This window comes from Clostridium nigeriense (assembly GCF_900086595.1).
GTDB classification, from domain to species: domain Bacteria; phylum Bacillota; class Clostridia; order Clostridiales; family Clostridiaceae; genus Clostridium; species Clostridium nigeriense.
In genome coordinates, this window is record NZ_LT575472.1 from 3,446,436 (window position 1) to 3,465,723 (window position 19,288).

At 25.9% G+C, this 19,288-nt stretch carries 19 protein-coding genes and 1 tRNA gene; all 20 read right to left on the minus strand.

The features are described from left to right. Nucleotides 1-35 precede the first annotated feature (35 nt). A complete protein-coding gene (locus BN6774_RS16130) occupies nt 36-2,768 on the minus strand; it encodes an AAA family ATPase (protein ID WP_066895615.1) in 2,733 nt (910 codons plus the stop codon). Beyond that, a complete protein-coding gene (locus BN6774_RS16135) occupies nt 2,755-3,885 on the minus strand; it encodes a metallophosphoesterase family protein (protein ID WP_066895617.1) in 1,131 nt (376 codons plus the stop codon). The genes BN6774_RS16130 and BN6774_RS16135 overlap by 14 nt, the downstream gene beginning before the upstream one ends. 230 nt (nt 3,886-4,115) lie before the next feature. Then, nucleotides 4,116-4,946 (minus strand): DUF4097 family beta strand repeat-containing protein, encoded by an 831-nt coding sequence (locus BN6774_RS16140; RefSeq protein WP_066895619.1) that lies wholly within the window; start codon nt 4,944-4,946, stop codon nt 4,116-4,118. 14 nt (nt 4,947-4,960) lie between these two features. After that, nucleotides 4,961-5,659 (minus strand): hypothetical protein, encoded by a 699-nt coding sequence (locus BN6774_RS16145; protein WP_066895621.1) that lies wholly within the window; start codon nt 5,657-5,659, stop codon nt 4,961-4,963. Between the two features lie 16 nt (nt 5,660-5,675). Then, nucleotides 5,676-6,374, minus strand: a complete 699-nt coding sequence (locus tag BN6774_RS16150; RefSeq protein WP_066895624.1) for an ABC transporter ATP-binding protein — start codon at nt 6,372-6,374, stop codon at nt 5,676-5,678. A gap of 1 nt (nt 6,375) precedes the next feature. Then, the gene (locus BN6774_RS16155; protein WP_066895626.1) at nt 6,376-6,741 is read right to left on the minus strand and encodes a GntR family transcriptional regulator; all 366 of its coding nucleotides are present in this window, start codon (nt 6,739-6,741) and stop codon (nt 6,376-6,378) included. Between the two features lie 323 nt (nt 6,742-7,064). Beyond that, entirely contained in the window at nt 7,065-7,247 is a 183-nt protein-coding gene (locus BN6774_RS16160; RefSeq protein ID WP_066895628.1) for an alpha/beta-type small acid-soluble spore protein, read from the minus strand. A gap of 243 nt (nt 7,248-7,490) precedes the next feature. Next, the gene (gene trhA / locus BN6774_RS16165) at nt 7,491-8,153 is read right to left on the minus strand and encodes a PAQR family membrane homeostasis protein TrhA (protein WP_066895630.1); all 663 of its coding nucleotides are present in this window, start codon (nt 8,151-8,153) and stop codon (nt 7,491-7,493) included. A 56-nt stretch (nt 8,154-8,209) separates the two neighbouring features. Next, nucleotides 8,210-10,258 (minus strand): glucose-specific PTS transporter subunit IIBC, encoded by a 2,049-nt coding sequence (gene ptsG, locus BN6774_RS16170; RefSeq protein WP_066895632.1) that lies wholly within the window; start codon nt 10,256-10,258, stop codon nt 8,210-8,212. 94 nt (nt 10,259-10,352) lie between these two features. After that, nucleotides 10,353-11,198, minus strand: coding sequence for a BglG family transcription antiterminator LicT (gene licT / locus BN6774_RS16175; RefSeq protein ID WP_066895634.1), 846 nt, complete (start codon nt 11,196-11,198; stop codon nt 10,353-10,355). A 151-nt stretch (nt 11,199-11,349) separates the two neighbouring features. Then, nucleotides 11,350-14,577, minus strand: a complete 3,228-nt coding sequence (locus BN6774_RS16180; RefSeq protein ID WP_066895636.1) for a ligand-binding sensor domain-containing protein — start codon at nt 14,575-14,577, stop codon at nt 11,350-11,352. A 132-nt stretch (nt 14,578-14,709) separates the two neighbouring features. Then, a tRNA-Trp gene (locus tag BN6774_RS16185) sits at nt 14,710-14,785 on the minus strand. Between the two features lie 322 nt (nt 14,786-15,107). Further along, entirely contained in the window at nt 15,108-15,308 is a 201-nt protein-coding gene (locus BN6774_RS16190; protein WP_066895638.1) for a DUF6290 family protein, read from the minus strand. A gap of 91 nt (nt 15,309-15,399) precedes the next feature. Then, nucleotides 15,400-15,576, minus strand: a complete 177-nt coding sequence (locus BN6774_RS18680; protein WP_167349606.1) for a hypothetical protein — start codon at nt 15,574-15,576, stop codon at nt 15,400-15,402. Between the two features lie 154 nt (nt 15,577-15,730). After that, a complete protein-coding gene (locus tag BN6774_RS16195) occupies nt 15,731-16,351 on the minus strand; it encodes a hypothetical protein (RefSeq protein WP_066895640.1) in 621 nt (206 codons plus the stop codon). Between the two features lie 21 nt (nt 16,352-16,372). Continuing rightward, entirely contained in the window at nt 16,373-17,266 is an 894-nt protein-coding gene (locus BN6774_RS16200) for a Kiwa anti-phage protein KwaB-like domain-containing protein (RefSeq protein ID WP_066895642.1), read from the minus strand. A 209-nt stretch (nt 17,267-17,475) separates the two neighbouring features. Next, nucleotides 17,476-18,348: a peptidoglycan recognition protein family protein gene (locus tag BN6774_RS18230; protein ID WP_084767072.1), complete on the minus strand. Its 873-nt coding sequence runs from the start codon at nt 18,346-18,348 to the stop codon at nt 17,476-17,478. A gap of 54 nt (nt 18,349-18,402) precedes the next feature. Next, nucleotides 18,403-18,654, minus strand: a complete 252-nt coding sequence (locus BN6774_RS16210; RefSeq protein WP_066895644.1) for a phage holin family protein — start codon at nt 18,652-18,654, stop codon at nt 18,403-18,405. A gap of 1 nt (nt 18,655) precedes the next feature. Further along, nucleotides 18,656-18,862, minus strand: a complete 207-nt coding sequence (locus BN6774_RS16215) for a BhlA/UviB family holin-like peptide (RefSeq protein ID WP_066895646.1) — start codon at nt 18,860-18,862, stop codon at nt 18,656-18,658. A gap of 170 nt (nt 18,863-19,032) precedes the next feature. Next, nucleotides 19,033-19,194, minus strand: a complete 162-nt coding sequence (locus tag BN6774_RS18555) for a hypothetical protein (RefSeq protein WP_159426845.1) — start codon at nt 19,192-19,194, stop codon at nt 19,033-19,035. Nucleotides 19,195-19,288 lie beyond the last annotated feature (94 nt).

Consider the following 19,288-nt stretch of genomic DNA (forward strand, 5'->3'; position numbering starts at 1 on the left):
TAGTATCTACCTTGTCAATAGTATTATTAACATTATTATAAAAATATATAATTAAATTCTATATTTTTATTATCTAATATATTCTTTTCCCTACTTTGACAAGTAAATATAAGAAGTTGCTTAAAATTACCACTTAATAATACTTCTAAAGCTCTTTCTGCTCTAATGTCGTCGTACTGAACAAAGGCATCGTCTAGTATTACAGGGAAGTCCATCCCCCTATAAATCATATTTATAAAAGCTAATCTTAAGGATAAATATAATTGATCATTTGCTCCATTACTTAAAATAGCCCCAGGTAGTATTTCTTTCCCCTTTCTCACCTTCATATCATAAGAATCAGATACCATAACATCATCATATTCTTCATCTGTAAGGGTTTTGAAATAATTAATTACATTTGAGTTTAATATGTTTCCAAAATTACCTCTAACTTCCCTTATTGATTCATTTAAATTCTCTATTGCTATTTCTGTTGCCTTAAGTAAAATCTCTAACTTATTAAGTTTCTCTTTAACTTCATTAATTTCTTCTTCTATTTCAGGTATTGTTCTTTTACCTATAAACCTATTATTTAAATGATTTTCCACATCTTTAATTTCTTTTTCTATTTCAATTAATTCATTAGATTTTAGAGAAACTTGATTATCTATTTCTTCTTCGGATGAATAAGTATAATTTATATTTTCATTAATTATATCCTTTAAATCTTCCTTTATAGCCTCTATATCCTTATCCTTAGTTAAGGCATTATAAGCTGATTCTATATTTTCTAAAGTTTTTAATATTTCATCCTTCTGTTTAATTTTTTCTTTAATTTCAAATAATTTTTCTTCTAAATCATACAGATCTACATTTTCAAGGCCTATATTCTCTAATTTTTCTCTAATTCTTTTTTCTCTAATACTTAATTCATTATTTAATTTTTCAATAGATTTTTCTTCTTTTTCAATATCTATTTTTAGTGATAATACTTCTTTATTAACTTCTTCATACTTTGAAAACATTAATAGAACTTCATTAATATCATCACAATTAGCTAGTTCTAATATATGTTTTATATATTCTTGATTTATTTTATAATTTTCCTTGACTACATCTATATTTAAATACTTAATCTGTGCTTCCTTTTCTGATATCTTTATTTTTTGTTTCTCTAAATAATTATTAAAATCATCAAAAAGTTTTAATTTTTTAATAAATTCTTCATAAGAAGATGCTTCAACTACACTTGTATACTTAAATATTTCTTTTTCTATATATTTTATGTCCTCTTCTAAAGCTTTTATATTTAAAGCCCCATTCCCTCCACCTTTAATTTGAATTTTTAAAGATATGCTTTTATATATAAAAAGTAGTAATATTCCTAAAAACATTCCAACTAAAAGCAAATTATTCGTATATAATACTATAGTTCCTACTAAAAAAATTAAAGTTAAAATAGATAAAATACTAAAAATTTTAAATTTACTTTCTAATTTTTTAGTTGTTATATTAGCATTCTTATAATTTTCAGCCTTAAACTTATATTCTTTTAGCTTATCTTCATACTTTACTAATAATAATCTTATCTCTTCTCTAATTTCTTTAAAATTTATTGCACTACCAATAAACTTCTCTTTATTAGAAATATCTTTTTTTATAATTTCTATCTCTTTATTTAAAACTTCATAATTGTTAATTTTTTCTTCTAAGTTTCCTCTTTCCATTGTTGACTTTATAAATCTATTTTTATCCTCAATAGATATGTCTTCAATAAAAAGTAAATTATCATAGCTTTCTCTCTTACTTAAATAAATTTCCTTACTTTTATTTAAACTCTTTTCTTCTTCATATTTCATATCTAAAATACTGAAATATAACGCATTCTCATCTTTTATATCATTTAATAAAACTTCATCTATAACTCCATTTCTGGAGGATATACTTTCTTGAATATATCTTTCCTTTTTCTTAAGTTCTTCTTTCTTCCTTAGATAGTCACTAATTTCCTCATATTCCTTTTGAAGCTTTGACTTTTTCAAGTACTTTTTATAAATATCTAAATTTCTAAGTTCAACCCTTAGTTCATTATTTCTTTCCCTTAATTCTATTAAATGATTTTCCTTATCTATGTTTTCCTCTGATAACTTATAGCCCTCATATCTTTCTTTATTTAAATCATCCAGTTTATTTCTTAATAAATCTAACTCTCCTGTTTTTCTAGAAGTAATTATAGACTTTTTAATACCTTCTAACTTTTCTAAAGATTTTTGAATAGAAATATTTTCACTATCACTATCAAGAAGATTTGCCGCCCTATCAATAATATCTTCTTCCTTATCTTTAGAAATAGATACTCCTAATTGATTAATAAATAATGTTTTTGTAAAGGTTGCTGAATTTACATTAAGAAAATACTTTCCTGGTTCATCTTTCGGTATATCTTTAATAACTTCTCCAGTTTCAGCATCTAAAACTTCAGAAATATCTTCTTTTCTAGTAGATCCAAAGCTTCTTCTTATTATATATTTTCTATTATTATAAGTAATGTATAATTCCCCTCTTATTTTATCTCCATCTACCGGCGAAAACCTTACTCTATCATTATTTTTTAAATCCTTTGTTCTTTTAGAACTCATTCCATAAAGCCAAATTCTTATGAAGTTTTGAATAGTACTCTTTCCTTTTTCGTTTTCTCCATAAATTAAATTAACATTATCCTCTAAATCTATTATTTTATCCTTTAACCCTGCAAAGGAAATTATATTAATTTTATTTATAATCATTTAAATTCACTTCCTCATGGGATAAACATTGCATTCCTAATTTTAAAGCCATTTTTAAAACATCCTTATTATAATTTTCATCTTCCAATTTTTTCAATAACTTTTTAGCATATACTCCCTTAAAAGAATAATCCTTCGCTATCTTATCAAAATCTAGTTTAACCTCTGATCTATCAATAACTTTAACAAAATAGAAGGCATCTTTTATTTTTTCTAAAATCAAATCTTCTTTTAAATTAATATAAGATTCTATTTCACCCTTTAATATTATTTTATATAAATTATTCTTTCTATCTTCCTCTTTTATAGATGATAATATCTTTGTCCTTATTTCTTCATAGCTAACAGAATTACTTATATTTATTTCATTAACATAATAATTTCTTTTTGATGTTCTAAAAAAACTTAAATCTACTGCCCCCTTAGATACTTCTCCAATTATAATTCCCTTATCCTCTAATTCATCAAAACCTCTTCCTTGAGGGCAACCTGCATATCCATAATAAGTATTATTTTCTCTTAAAATCCCACTAAAATTATGCCTATGTCCAATAGCAATATAATCCATTCCACTTTCACCTATATCTTTTAAAGTAATTGGATTATAATCATTTCCTTCATCAGAATTAGAAATATCACCGTGAATAGTCATTATGTTAATATAATTTTTATTAGCATTAATATTTTTAATCATACTCTTTCTTACATGATATTCGTTAAAAGCCGCTCCCCAAACTACAGTATTTAATTCTTCTAATAATACACTTTCCATACTTTCCTTGAATATATAAACATTCTTTGGCCAATTTATCATCTTATAAAAAGATTTCTCATTATATGGGTCGTGGTTACCTGGGGATATAAATACTTTTATATTACTTATTCTTTCCATTTGATTTTTTATAAATATCAATGTTTTTTTATTTACAGTTAAATTGTCAAAAATATCACCAGTTAACAATAAAATATCCACATTATTTTCTATTGATAGGTTGATTATTTTACTAAATACTTCCAAAAGTTCTTCTTTACTTATTTCCGATATATTTTTATCTAAATCTTTAAATGGAGTATCAAAATGTAAATCTCCAGCTTGTAATATCTTAATCTTTTTCATCTTATCACCTTTACAAATTCACGAACTTTTGTTCTATTTTATCATTTTTCAAATGCTTATACAACAGATAAAAACAGTGTTTTCTACATATCATTTAATATTTATCTTTATTATACAAGTTTACTTCTTACCTAGGCCACCCTTAAGCTTTTCGCAACTTTATACACCACACTTAAAACTAAAAAAGAACTACTATAAAGTTTTTTAACACTCCATAGCAGTTCCTTTTTTTAATTAGTGACTTCTACTTCACCAATTCCCACTGTAATATCAAAATTATATTTAGCTTCATTTGATGTCTTAGCTCTTATTTTAACATCTCCAAGTCCAGAATTAGAATTTATTGCTATAGCTGCATTAACAGGCACTTTGATAGTTGTACTGCCCATACCTCCATCAAATTTTAAATTACCATTTATATCTCCTAATGAAACATTCGTTTCACCAATTCCACCCTTTATAGTAATTTCTCCTGTTTTTTTCTTTGTTTCTAAGTTTACAGTCCCAACTCCACTTTCTAAATCTAAGTTATTAAAAGATATATCTTCTAAAGTTAGCTCTCCAACACCATTCTTTATAGTTACATTATCTAATTCTAATTCATTAATCTCACATTCTCCTACTCCAAAAGAAAATTCAAAATCTCCATTAAAGCTTCTTGGAACACTTATTGTTAATTCACTTGCATAATCTTGAGAAACATTTGTGCTTCTTTTAGATTCCTCTATAATAATAAGCTTATTTGATTTTTTTTCAGTTTTAACTCCTCTAGAGTATTTGCTTAAATTCCCTGAAATTCTAATAGTATCTCCATCGTAGTACTCTATATCTGCATTACTTACATCTATATTAATATCTAACTTATTAATCCCATCTATTTCTTCAGAAATATCAACATTTTGTATTAAGTTATCATTGTCATTATTATCACTTACATCTTCATTATTTATATTAAAAAAATTAAATTTATTATTTCTACTTTCACTACCAAATTTTACTCCACAGCCTGTAAGCATAATAGTTAATGTTAAAGCCATTATTATTTTAAAAGATTTTTTCATTTAAATCCCTCCCCCTAGATTATATCTAATTTTTTTTCTAAATGATATATTGCTAAATATACAATAAAAACAATCCCCGCTAAGCTTAAAAGAAAATATATAATATCGATTTCTATAAAGCTACCTATTTTAATATATAAATAAGGGAAAAGATTAGTTATAGAATAAATAAATTTATCAACTATTCCAGCAATTATAGGGCCCCCAATTATAACAGCTATTATACTAAGTGGCATATTCTTTATATAAGATAATGCTATTATAATAAAGGATATTATCACCATATAACTAATAATAGTTCCATATGCTACAGAAAAAGCTACCGTTCTAATTAAACCTGATACAGAACTTACTGAAATTAATGACATTATATATGCTACAACAACTATACTCCCCTGTATTATAATAAATTCTAAAATTTTAGATATTAAAAATTCATATGAATTAATTGGAAAAGTAAATATTAACTTTCCCTTTTCCTTAGAAATCTGCCTTGTAAATCTTATTATTGCTCCAATAAAGTTTAATCCTAAAAATGTTGATATGAAAGCTATATTTGATAATGACATAACTTCACTTATTAATGGTATTCTACTAAAAGTCGAGAAAACATTAATAAGCAAAATAGAAAAACCAATTATATATAGTATTTTACTAGTACCTGTATGATACTTACCAAAATTATATTTTAAAAGATTAATAATATTTCTCATAATTTCCTCCTCTTATTTATTCTGCAAATATCTTTCTATAAATTTCATCTATAGATGACCCATGCTTTTCTCTTAATTCTTCTGCATTACCATATTCTATTACTTTACCGTCTCCTAAAAATAATACCTCATCAAATATTCTTTCAAGTTCACCTATATAATGTGTTGTTATAATCATAGAACTATCCTCTGATAAGTTTTCCAAGATGGCATCTAGGATCTTCTCTCTTGAAACAGGATCAACCCCTGATATTGGCTCATCTAACAAGAAAAGTCTTGCTTTTCTACTTAATGTTAAGGACAAATTAAACTTTTCCATCATTCCTTTTGATAAATCTTTTATTTTTGAATTTCTATCTAAATTCATAAACTCTAAATAATTATCCATCTTTTCTCTATTAAAATCTTGAAAAAAATCAGAATACAACTTTATAGCATCCTTAATTTTCATGGATCTATTGAAGATATTCATATCTTGCAAATAAGATATCTGCCCTTTTGTTACATGAGAAATACTATTTCCTTCTAATTTTATTTCTCCTTTATCTATTTTCAAAAATCCTTCTATAATATTTAAGAGAGTAGTTTTTCCTTGCCCATTTGGGCCCATTATCCCAAGTACTTTTCCTCTTTCAATATTAAAATTGACTCCCCTTAAAATTTCTTTTCCCTTTATACTTTTATATACATTATTTACCTCTAATAAATTCCCCATTTTAATCCTCCCTATATCTCTCATTTATAATTGCTAATATTTTTTCCTTTGTAAATCCTAATGATATTGAGTCTTTTATAAATTTATCTATAGTTTCATTAAATAATTCTTGTCTTAATGAATTAATTTTATCTTCATTTTCAGTTACAAATTTTCCAATACCTCTTTGAGTATATATTAGTCCTTCATTTTCTAACTCATAATATACCTTTTGAATTGTATTTGGATTCACTTTTATTTCACTAGCATATTCCCTTACAGACAAAATTCTATCTCCCCCTTTTAATTCCCCAGAAACTATTTTCTTTTTTATATAAGAAATTATTTGAAGATATATAGGCTCCTTTGAATTTAATTCAAGTCCCATAAGCTTATCTCCTTTCAAACAGTATTAGTGTATTAATAGTATAGTACACTAATACATTCTAATTTGCTATTCTTATAAAACTTCATTATTCATATTTATTTGTATATATCTTTAATTTTCTTGTAATTTCTTCATTTTTCTATAAATACTGTAATTTTATATTTTTTATTATAGTTTTCTAAAAATATAAAAGAAGTCCCTTGAAATAAAAATTAATTTTTTATTTCAAGAAGACTTCTCCTTTTTAGAACGGTGTAATTACGAATTTCTTTGGCGGTATATCCATCCTATTACTTTTAACCTTGGTTATCTTGTTGCTGTGGCTATTTTATTGAATGTTCGTATTGTTCCACCATTCTTTTTACCATTTCGCCACCAACGGAACCACATTGCTTTGATGTTAAGTTTCCATTGTATTCACTAAATGGAACTCCTAACTCTGATGCAACTTCATTTTTAAATGCACTTAATCCCTTTCTTGCTTCTGGAACTAATGTTTTTGCCATTTGTAATTCCTCCTTTGGCTTTTGGTTTTGTAAACTTGCTTCTAAATGGAACTCTCTCTCATTTTAAAGCTTTAATGTTTACACTATTATCTTAACCTTAGGCTACTTTTATATTCCTAGTAATTCATGGATAAGTTAGTACATTTTTATTATTAGACTCTAAAAAGCTTAATTTAAAAAATTTAAATAAAAATGGATTATCTAAATTATTAATAAAAATAGATAATCCATCTTAAATTGATTTTAACTTATATATAATATTCCTAAGAAAATTGCTACATAGTGTAAGACGCTTCCTGCCATAACAAATAAGTGCCAAATAAAATGATTGTAAGGCATTTTATCTGCTGCAAAAAATATACATCCTACCGTATAGGCAATTCCACCTAATACTACAAACATCAGAATATTTGTAGGTACTAATAGAAGTACTGCTTTTATGTTAATTACAATTGTCCATCCCATTAAAATATATAATATAGTTGAAAAAATTTCAAATCTTCCTATCCAAAAGGCTTTGAAAAATATCCCCAAAGCAGCAATTATCCATAAAGCAATTAGAATATACATAGATTTCTTATCGCTATTCATTAAAATCAAAATAATAGGTGTATAAGTTCCAGCTATTAATAGATAAATAGACGAGTGATCTAATATTCTTAATATTTTTTTTGCTAATTTCCCTGGAATACTATGATATAGTGTTGAGCCTAAATACAAAATAATTAAAGAAGCGCAATAGACCCCTACCCCTGTAACTGCATATTTACTACCTGTCTTTACTGATGCTAAAATTAAAAAGACGCTTCCTATAACTGATAATATTGCTCCTACACCATGAGTTACAGCATTAGCAATTTCTTCTCCCTTAGTATAAAAATTATAAACTACTTCTTCTTTTTTAATAGTAACTCACCTCCCAATTAAATTTCTTTAATAATTATTTCTCTTTTATTATTATATTATTCTTTTACATGTTGGTGTATTTGTACTTTATTTTTATCTCCACTTTTAACTCTCATATTATTTTTAAAAAATATATATTTGTCTTTTCCTAAGCCCTTAAATATGATCGGTGTTATAGGTGATTTAGCTTTTGCTTTGATAAGTTCTAATGGAAATTCTAATAATATATCTCCTTGATTTACTATATCGCCTTCCTCAACAAAAGATTTAAAACCTTCTCCTTTTAATTTTAAACTATCTATACCAATATGAATTAATATATCATATCCATCTAATGTTCTAATAGTTATAGAATGTTTTTCCTTAGATAATGTAAGTATCATTCCTCTAGCTGGAGATCTCAATACGTTCTCTATGGGGCTAATTGCAAATCCATCACCTATTAGTTTCATTGAGAATATTTCATCTGGTACCTCTTCTAATCTCATTAATGTACCTGAGATAGGTATATCTATAGTTGTTTCTGTTTTAATTCCACTTTTAATTTCACCTATAACTTTTTTCTGTTTTATAAAAATCTCTTTACCATCCATAATATCCTTAATTTGACTTCTAATTATATCTGATTGTGGTCCTAAGATAGCTTGAATATTATTACCTATTATCATTAAATCTATAGCACCTAAATTCCTTAACTTATCTTTATCTACTAATGATAAATTATTAACTGTTACTCTTAGTCTAGTTATACAGGAATCTAAATGCTTAATATTTTTAGTTCCTCCAAAGGCATGTAATATTCCATAAGCTATATTTTCATCTGAAACATCTATGAATAAGTCATTTTCTTCATATTCCCTTCCCGGGGTTTTTAAATTTAATTTTCTTATTAAATATCTAAATCCAAAATAATATATTATAGCAAAAATTCCACCTACTATAAGAACATCCCACCACTTAGTTCTATTTGGTATCACTCCAAATAGAATAAAATCTATTAGTCCTCCAGAAAACGTTAGTCCTATCTTTACATTTAAAATTTCCATTATCATAAATGATAAGCCTGCAAAAATACAGTGAATAATAAATAAAACTGGTGCTATAAATAAAAATAAAAATTCTATAGGTTCTGTAATCCCTGTAAGAAAAGAAGTTAATGCTCCTGAAAGTAAAATGCCTGATACTAGCTTTTTCTTTTTATCCTCTGCCTCATGATACATTGCCAAAGTTGCTGCTGGTAAACCAAACATCATAAAAGGAAATTTCCCTGTCATAAAAGTACCAGCAGTAAATTCTACTCCATCTTTTAACTGAGCGAAAAATATAGACTGATCTCCTACTACTAGTTGACCCGCTGAATTTATATACTCTCCAAACTGATACCAAAATGGAGCATACCAAATATGATGTAACCCAAATGGGATTAGTGCTCTTTCTATAACTCCAAATATAAAAGCTGAAATAGTCTCATTAGTACTTAAGACACTTCTAGAGAAAACTAATAAAGAATTTTGTATATGAGGCCAAATTATTGCCATTATAACTCCTATTATAACTCCAGATATAGCTGCTACAATTGGTACAAATCTCTTTCCAGAAAAAAAGCCTAAAAATTCTGGTAATTTAATGTCATAAAATTTTTCATACACTATAGCCGAAACAAGTCCCATAATTATTCCACCAAAAACACCAGTTGGTAATGTAGGTATTCCAAGAATAGTAGCATACATTGGATTGTTTGCTACCTCAGATAATTCTACCCCAGCAATAATACCTGTAGTTATATTCATAATTAAAAACCCAACTATAGCCGCTAAAGCAGCAACTCCATCTCCTGAAGTCATTCCAATAGCTACTCCAACTGCAAATATTAATGGTAAATTTGTAAATATGATATTTCCTGAAGATGACATAATATTGGCTACTAGTTGAAATTTTTCTCCAGTCAAAATAGGAAATGTAGTTAATATATATTGGTTTTCAAACAGTGTTCCTAAGCCCATTAAAAGTCCTGCTATTGGTAATAATGCAATAGGTAAGGTTAATGATTTTCCTACTCTTTGTAAAATTCCAAATATCTTTTTTAATAAATAACTACTATCCATTTTTACTCCTTCATTCAATTCATTTTTATTTAAATAAAGACTGTCGCACTTTATCTATCTTTGCAACAGTCCAACAAAATTTTTATCTACCATATTAATTACTTCTTAACACAGATATAACCCTATGAATATGCATTGTTAAGTAAACCATCTCATCCTTATTAACAATATAATTATAGTTACCTTCAATATACTTTTTTATCTTTTCAGCACAATCATATGCTTCTGGGTAGCTTCTTTTTGCTATATCTAAAAACTCACTATTATTATCTTTATTTTGATTATTTGTTACTACTCTTTTTGCAAAATATTTTAAATGAGTTAATAATCTATCATAATTTAAATCTTCTTCATTAAATTCTACAGAGTAATAATACCTTATAATATTTAAAATTCCCTTAATTATATTAGTTGCAACTACAGATTCCTTTGAAGTTTCTCGGTAACTAGCATTAACTAAATGAAGAGCAATAAAAGCTGCTTCGTCTTCCGGCAAATTTATTTTTAATCTTTTATTAATAAAGTTTACTCCCCATAAAGCTATAGAAAATTCTTCTTTGTGTATTCTTCTAATTTCATCTAATAAATCATTTTTAATTTGAACATTATTTTTATATCTCTTTATAGCAAAAGCTATATGATCTGATAAAGATATGTATATTTGCTTATCCAATTTTCTATTTAATTTTTTATCAGCATATGAAATTATTTCATGAGCTATTTCAAATATACCATCTGGAATTTGATTTATTAATTTCTTTAGTTTATTTCCCATGGTCTTATCATCTACTACAAATATCTTTTCAATTTTATCCTCTTCAATTTCTTGCCCTATCTTTCTTTTAAAGGCAATTCCGGACCCCATAATAATAACTTCTTTTTTAGTATTAGGATCTATTGCTACAACTACGTTGTTGTTCAATATTTTTTCTACAATCATCTTAACATTCTCCTTACACTTGGAAAATAAAATACCTAAATTAAAATAGAATATTCTATTTTAATTTAGGTATTGCCTGTATTCCAGTAACAATCCACATACTTATTAAATATATAATATCATTGTGAATAAATACTGTCAACATTCCAAACTAACCTTGTTTTATAGGCAAGATTATAACAAACTCACTTCCCTTATTAACTTCACTTTTAACATATATTTTCCCTTTATGTAAAGTAACTAATTGTTTTGTTAATGTAAGTCCTAATCCACTTCCTCCATTTTCTTCAGAAATATTATTATAAGCTTGTCCAAATCTATCAAATATAGCATTATGATATTTTTGATCTATTCCGACCCCCGTATCCTTCACTGAAATTTTCACATAATTATTATTATCCTTTATTTTAATTTCTATTTTACCTCCAACTTCAGTAAATTTAACTGCATTTCCTATTAAATTAACTATACATTTTTCAATTTCTGTAGCATCACATTCTATTATTTTCTCTTCAATTTCAGGGTCTATTATTAATTCTATTCCCTTAGATTCTATGTAATTCTTCATAGATAGAGCTATTTCTTCTACTAAATATACTATGTCATATTCCTTAATATTTAACTTATATGATCCAGATTCTATTTTAGAAGTATCAATTATATTATTAATTAATTTTAATAACCTATCTGAATTTCTTCTTAAGGTATCCATATAATAATCTAACTTCTCCATAGATATTTCTTTTTTGTCTTTATTTAATTTAGATATTAATTGTTCTACAGAAATAATAACATTAAGAGGTGTTCTAAGCTCATGAGATAAATTTATAAAATAATTATTTTTATATTTCTCATTTTCAATTAACTTATTATATAAATCTTCATTTTCTTTTAATTTTTTATTTAATTCATTAGTTCTTTGCTCCACTAAACTATCAAGTATTTTCACTCTATTCCAAATAATATAAATTATTAGAAATAAAAATAATCCATATATCATATAGGCAAAAGAGCTCTTCCATGGCTTAACTCCTACAGTAAAACTTATACTAGTAGCTTCACTCCAATCTCCTGTAGAATTTCTAGCTCTTACCATAAATGTATATTTTCCCGATTCTAAATTAGTATAGCTTGCATAATTCCTATTTTCTGCAAAATTCCAATTATCATCTAAACCAACTAATTTGTATTCATACTGAATCTTCTTTATATTTCCATAATCCGGCAAGAAAAATTTGAAATTAATATTATTATTTTTATATCCTATATGTATTTTATCTAAATTCAAAATTTTATTGTCATTACTATAAACACTTCCTATTACTACCTTAGGAAGAAAGTTTTTTTCCTTTAAATTTTTTGGATAAAATGTAGTTAAACCATTTATTCCTCCAAAAAACAATTCTCCATCTACGGCCTTATAATATGAAAACCCATTAAATTCATTTCCTTGCAATCCATCTGTTACATCATAGTTGATAAATTTATTTTTCTTTACGTCATATTTTGATATACCATAATTAGTGCTTATCCACAAATCACCTTCATCATCTACTAATACACCATAAATAAAGTTATTAGATAATCCATCATCTTCAGTGTATCTTGTAAAGGTTTCATCTTCTCTATTAAATTTATTAAGTCCATACTGTGTTCCAATCCACAAGTTATTATTTTTATCTATTGCTATAGATTTTACTATATTAAAGCTTAAACTTTTTTCATTATTTTTATCATTTCTATATACTTTTATCTCTTCTGTTTCTTTATTTAACTTAATTAATCCACCATCTAAGGATGAACCTATCCATATTATCCCCTCTTTATCTTCAACTATATCTGAAAACATAGTTTCGGTTATTCCATTTTCCCCAAAAATCTTTTTATAGGATTTAAAGGTATTTTTTCTATCAAAACTACAAACACCATCTGCAGTTCCTATCCATAAAACTCCACTACTATCTATATATAGACTTCTAACATCATTTGAAATTAAAGAATTATCATTTCCATGGAAATATTTTGTGAATTTATTGGTATTTTTATCATACTTTGTTAGTCCATTTTCAGTAGCAATCCAAATTTCATTGTCGATTCCTGTTATATCTCTAATATCATCATCACTTAAGGAGTTCTCACTACCATCGGCTTTGTACTTTGTTATTATACCTTTTTCTCTATCCATAACATTTAATCCATTATAAACTGTTCCAACCCATAAAAGTCCATCCTTATCTTTGTATATTCCAGCTAACATATTATCACTTAAAGAGTTTGTATCAAATGGATCTTTTTTATAATTTATAAATGAATTTTCCATATTAAAAATGCTTATTCCATCATAGGTTCCAATCCATATTGAACCAGAGTTATCCTCAAACAAACTTAAAATATTATTGCTAACTATACTCTGTGGATCATATACTTTAGATTTGTAATTTATAAAGCTATTATTCTTATTATTCAATCTACTTAACCCATTATCTGTAGCTACCCAAACAATACCATCACTATCCATTAGAATATCTCTAATGGAATTGCTAGCTATAGATTTATCATTATTTGGATTATTTAAATAATACTCTATCTTATTAGTATCAATGTTTAATTTATTTAACCCTCCACTATAGGTTCCTATCCATAAATTATTCATAGTATCAACATATAACTTGTATATAAAGTCATCTGTAATAGAATTACTTAATCCATCAGCATAGTATTTTATAATTTTGTTGGTCTTTCTACTAACCTTATTTAATCCTTCTTCTGTACCTACCCAAAGATCTCCATTCTTATCTTCAGTTATAGAATATATAAATTGACTAGTTAATTTATATTCAGAATCCTCTCCATAAACTCGTATAAAATTATCATTTTCTTTATCATACAAGTTTAATCCATCCGCAGTTGCTATGTATATGTTATCATTGGAATCTATTAAAATTTCAGTTATATTGTGATAAGATAAATTACATCCATCTACTTCTGGAAAGTAAGTTTTTATCTCTTTTGTTTTAGCATCTATCTTATTTAATCCCCTTATGGTTCCTACCCATATATTCCCATATTCATCTTCATTTATAGCCGTAATATAATTTACACTTAATGATTTTTTTTCACCTTCCTTATATCGATAGACTTTAAATTCATTTCCATCATATCTATTTAATCCATCTGATGTTCCTATCCACATATATCCTTTACTATCTTGAAATATATATTGAGCAGAGGTTTGTGATAACCCGTCCTCTACAGTTATTCTTTTAAAGTTAATATTTTTTTCATTATTATCCACGGCACTAACTTTAATACAAAAAACATTTATCAACATAGTTATCATTAATAAACAAACACTTATATTTTTTATATTTTTCTTCATATACATGACCTCTTAGATAATTTAATAATTCGGTATATAAAATTATACCAAATTAAACAACTACTTGTATATTTAATTATTAATATATGCAAAAAAAGACTAAAAACTTTCAGTTTTTAGTCTTTTTTTCTCTGGCAGGGGCAGTAGGAATCGAACCCACAACCAACGGTTTTGGAGACCGCTACTCTACCAATTGAGCTATACCCCTTCGACAAAATTTATTCTATCATGATATTTTAACTATTGTCAATAAAAAAGTATAAAAAAGCTCTCCTCAATGTAAGCCCTTTATAAGTTTTAAAGAAAAAATAAAAAGTCAGTAACTAAATTACTGACTTTTTGGCAGGGGCAGTAGGAATCGAACCCACAACCAACGGTTTTGGAGGTCGTTTTCTTTATGTAAAAAACTTTCCTTTCTATTCCGTTATTAAAGGAAACATTTGATATTACTAGGTTTTACATTATTATAATTCATTAATTATTACTTATTTTTATTTAACTTATACAACCAAAATACAACCATACAGATATTAACTATTCATTTTTATAAACTTATCTATCTCTTTCATCGCTAATGTTCTAAAAAAATCTGATGTAGTAACTCTCTTAAGATCACAATACTTTTTAATCAAAATCTTTTCTTTTTTATTAACTCTAAATTCAATTCTATCATCTAAAACAATTTCTTTCCTATTAAATATAGAGTTAATTAATTCTAATATCTTACTCACTAATCTCCCCCACTTCTCTTTTACTCAAAATTAAATGCTTTTAAAAGGCTCGTCCGTACATATCCGTACTGTACGGACCATTATACTATTCTTATAATTCTTTAATGGTTACATTGGTATCCTTTATATCAGGTAAAGGAATTAATCCTAGTAGCATATCCTTAACTGCTACAGATGGAACCGAATACTCTTGTAACTTACCATAAAGCTTTAATTCTCTTTCTTTATTCTTAGAAAACTCTATTATTATTCTTAATCTATCTGCCATGCTTACACCTCCATTTATTGCTTTGTATTACATTGTATGACCATGGAGTGCATTGTAGAACTATATGTATAAAAAAATACCCCCTTGTCTATAATCAGACTAGGGGGTGAATAATATTAAAAAGGATTTTATAAAACTAGATTTAAGTATTAAATTAGTTACTTTTTATATAATATACTCCTTCACCAATTATTGACGCTCTCACATTAATTTTGTCCGTTCCGCCATTTGAATTTCTCTTTAAATCTAAAATGGAATATTGACTAATTAATATAGAACTTTCTAAGGACCTTTTATCTTCTTTAAATGTATATATATTATATTTCATAATATATAGTATTGGATTTATATATACCATATCATTTTTTACTGATAGTAATCCAATTAAGAAAAATATTATTATAAAAATTACTAACTCTTTATAATCATTAGTTTTTACTGTTATGAATGGTAGGATATAAACTAATACATATTCATTTATAGATTTATTATTCTTGCTTATATCATACATAGAAGTATATTCACTACTTTTACCAGCAACTTTAAAAATAAGTAATAATAGAATTAGTGATATAATTGATAAGATAGTAAATATTAATATAAGAATTATATTAACCTCTGAATTTAATATAAGTAATTGAGGACTAAAAGTATTATTACCAACTAAGCTCTTATAATTGCTATAAATATCAAATAAATTACTAACTATAAATATTATATATAATGGGATGTATGAAGATATAAATAGAATCCATTTACTTATTTTTGTAAACAAATATTAGCCCTCCTTTCATTATTAATTACTCGTAATTCTTTTACCTATCAATGTTTTTGCATATTTATCTGATAACAATGCAACTAGTATTGATAATTGCTCTTTACTTTCATATTGAAACTTATTATTTATAAATTCAATTGGTAATTCTGCTTCTCTAATAGCATCCGATACTTCTTGTATATTTTCTAAAATTAAATTTATACTATTATCTTGCATTGCTTTAGTAAATTGCTTTGCTATCTTTGTACTTTCCTTACAATCTTCTTCAAATTGTTCTATGTTATTTATAAGATTACTTCTACTTATTTCTTCAAGAGCTGTATCTAAATTTAAGAAATAATTATCTTTATAATTAGTAATAACCTCAAATGCATATCTATTAAATATTATAATGAGTTCGTCATTAATTACAATAAAATCAACTATATTATCAATCTGAAATATATTTTCTTTTAGTTTTGTAAATTGTTCTGAAAAAACTTTCAAAAACATTCCTTTTGATAAGCTTTTACTTTTAGAATATCTTCTAAATATTTTTAAATTTTCATCTCCCATTTTTACTTCTAAGATATAAGCATTAATCTCCCTTAAATCCTCAAAACTTGTAGTAAAATTACTCTTATCTCTTCTCATATTTATTATGTTAACTAAACCTTCTACATCTGGTACCTTCAACTTTTCTATAGTACAATCTGCTTTTCCAATCGGATTAAACTCTATTAATTCATTTCCATTAATTATTGACATTATAGAAGATTTTAATAAATTAAATATATCCTTCTGAACCTCATCATCAATATTGCATTTTAAAAATGAATAATTCTTATTACTTTTATTAATTAATTCCATTCCAACACTTATTCTTTCCCCAGTAAAGGAATTCATTTTGCTTATTAATTCAATTTTATTCATATTATCCCCCTATTTTATATTTATATTCCATTGAACATATGTTATAATAGAGGTATATTCAACGAAATATATTATTGTTTTGAACTCGTATAGATTGGTAGTCAGATTACGAGTTCTTTTATTATATTTTACACATTCCTGGTAAACTTGTCCATAAAATAAAAATAAAGGCTAGTAAGTAAAATTTGTCCTACCTACTAACATTAAAATTATCTATTCATAGTTGCATTCTTTCTTATATATGCTCTAGCTCCATCTATATCTAAAGCATAATAACCACTCATTTCCCATTGTGCAGTTATTAATTCCTCCTTATAAAAAGGCTTAATTTCCTTAGTCCACACCCTGCAAGGATATTCTGTTACTTGTAGTCTAAACCTTCTATATCTTTCATCAGTTAAGCCTAATAACTTAACATTTGCTTTTTCTACCCAACATCTCTTACCATCTAATTCAATAGAATAAGCAAATTGATTTTCTGCATCTGCTGTTAATAGATCTCCAATGTTATATATCTTTACTTCTCCATCATAACTCATTGCATCAGATTTCATTTTTAAAGGTAATGGAAATATAGATTTATTAGTTCTATTCAATATGTCTAATTCAGATTGAATCATATTTAAGAATCTTTGCCAACCTAAATCTAAAGTTCTATGAGGACAATACTTTCCACTAAAATCTTGATGCTTCTTTACATTATTAATAGTCCACCCATATTGTTTTAATAATGTTGCTACTTCTTTAGCTGCTCTCTTCTCTGCTTTTATAAATCTATCTCCACCAGATTTAGAATAACAAATTTCAGTATGGATATAGTTTCTGTTTCCATCACCATTTGCTCCATCTCCACTTGCCCAACAATTCCTAGTGAATGGTACACATTGAATAGCTTTCTCATCATCAATAGCAATATGAAATGAAACTTCTGCTTTATTATCAGGTCTTGCCAGATTATCTCTTTCATTTTCAGCTGAAGCATCATTTCCTGTGTTATGGATACATATCCCTTTTGGTTGCATTGAATAGGGGCACTTAGTTGGATATTGACTTTCTGGTATTAAATTTTTAATTAATGACATTTTAAATTCCACCTTTCTTTTTTAATTTAAAATGAGTAGGAAATAATCCTACTCTTATTCTTGTTTATTAATTTGTTTAAATAATTGATTGGTATATACTGCAGCACCCGTAACTAGAATACCTTGTATTATTGCATTAATATTAAACCCTAATAAAGCTACTGCTCCAAGAATGCCAAATACTAATAATATTACAGGGATATATTTATCTCCTATTTTTTCAGTTCCTTTTATAATTAGTCCTATTACATATAATGCAGGCACTAATATTAAAGCATTTTCAATTATAAATTTTACAAATTCCATTCTATTTCTCTCCTTCTATTTTACTTTTTATTTCTTTAACATCTTCCTTTATATCTTCAACAACACCGAACTTTTCTCCTAAAGTATCTAATAAATCTTGATATCTCTTTTCTCTATCTCCTGTTGTTTTAAGTACATAGATTAATAAGAATACAAATAACGCATACCCTAGTCCTTGTCCTGCTGCTAATTGCATTAATTCATCCATACTTCACCTTCTTTCTTATTTTTCAAATAAAAAAGAGACTAGAATTATCTAATCTCTTAATGTGTTTATTTTTTTATTTTCTGTCAATAATATTAATATATAAAAAATCACCAGAAATAGAGATGTTAGGCTCACCTATATAATACATCTCTATTTTTTTTATTTAATTTTTATAGTAAATTAAATAGATTTAATATTACTACTATTAGTAAGAACTTGTTGCTAACTTCCTTATAACCTAAGTGCCTGCCTAATATAAAGATAACCACCACTAAGTATAAGAATAACCCTAAATTAACATTAGTATTTTTAAAAATATTAATTATGTTCATTGATTTTTCCTCCATAAATATTGTTTTTTATTACTATAGTAATTTAAGGATTTAGTTATTCTTATTTATCGTATGATAGTTCACTATATTATTT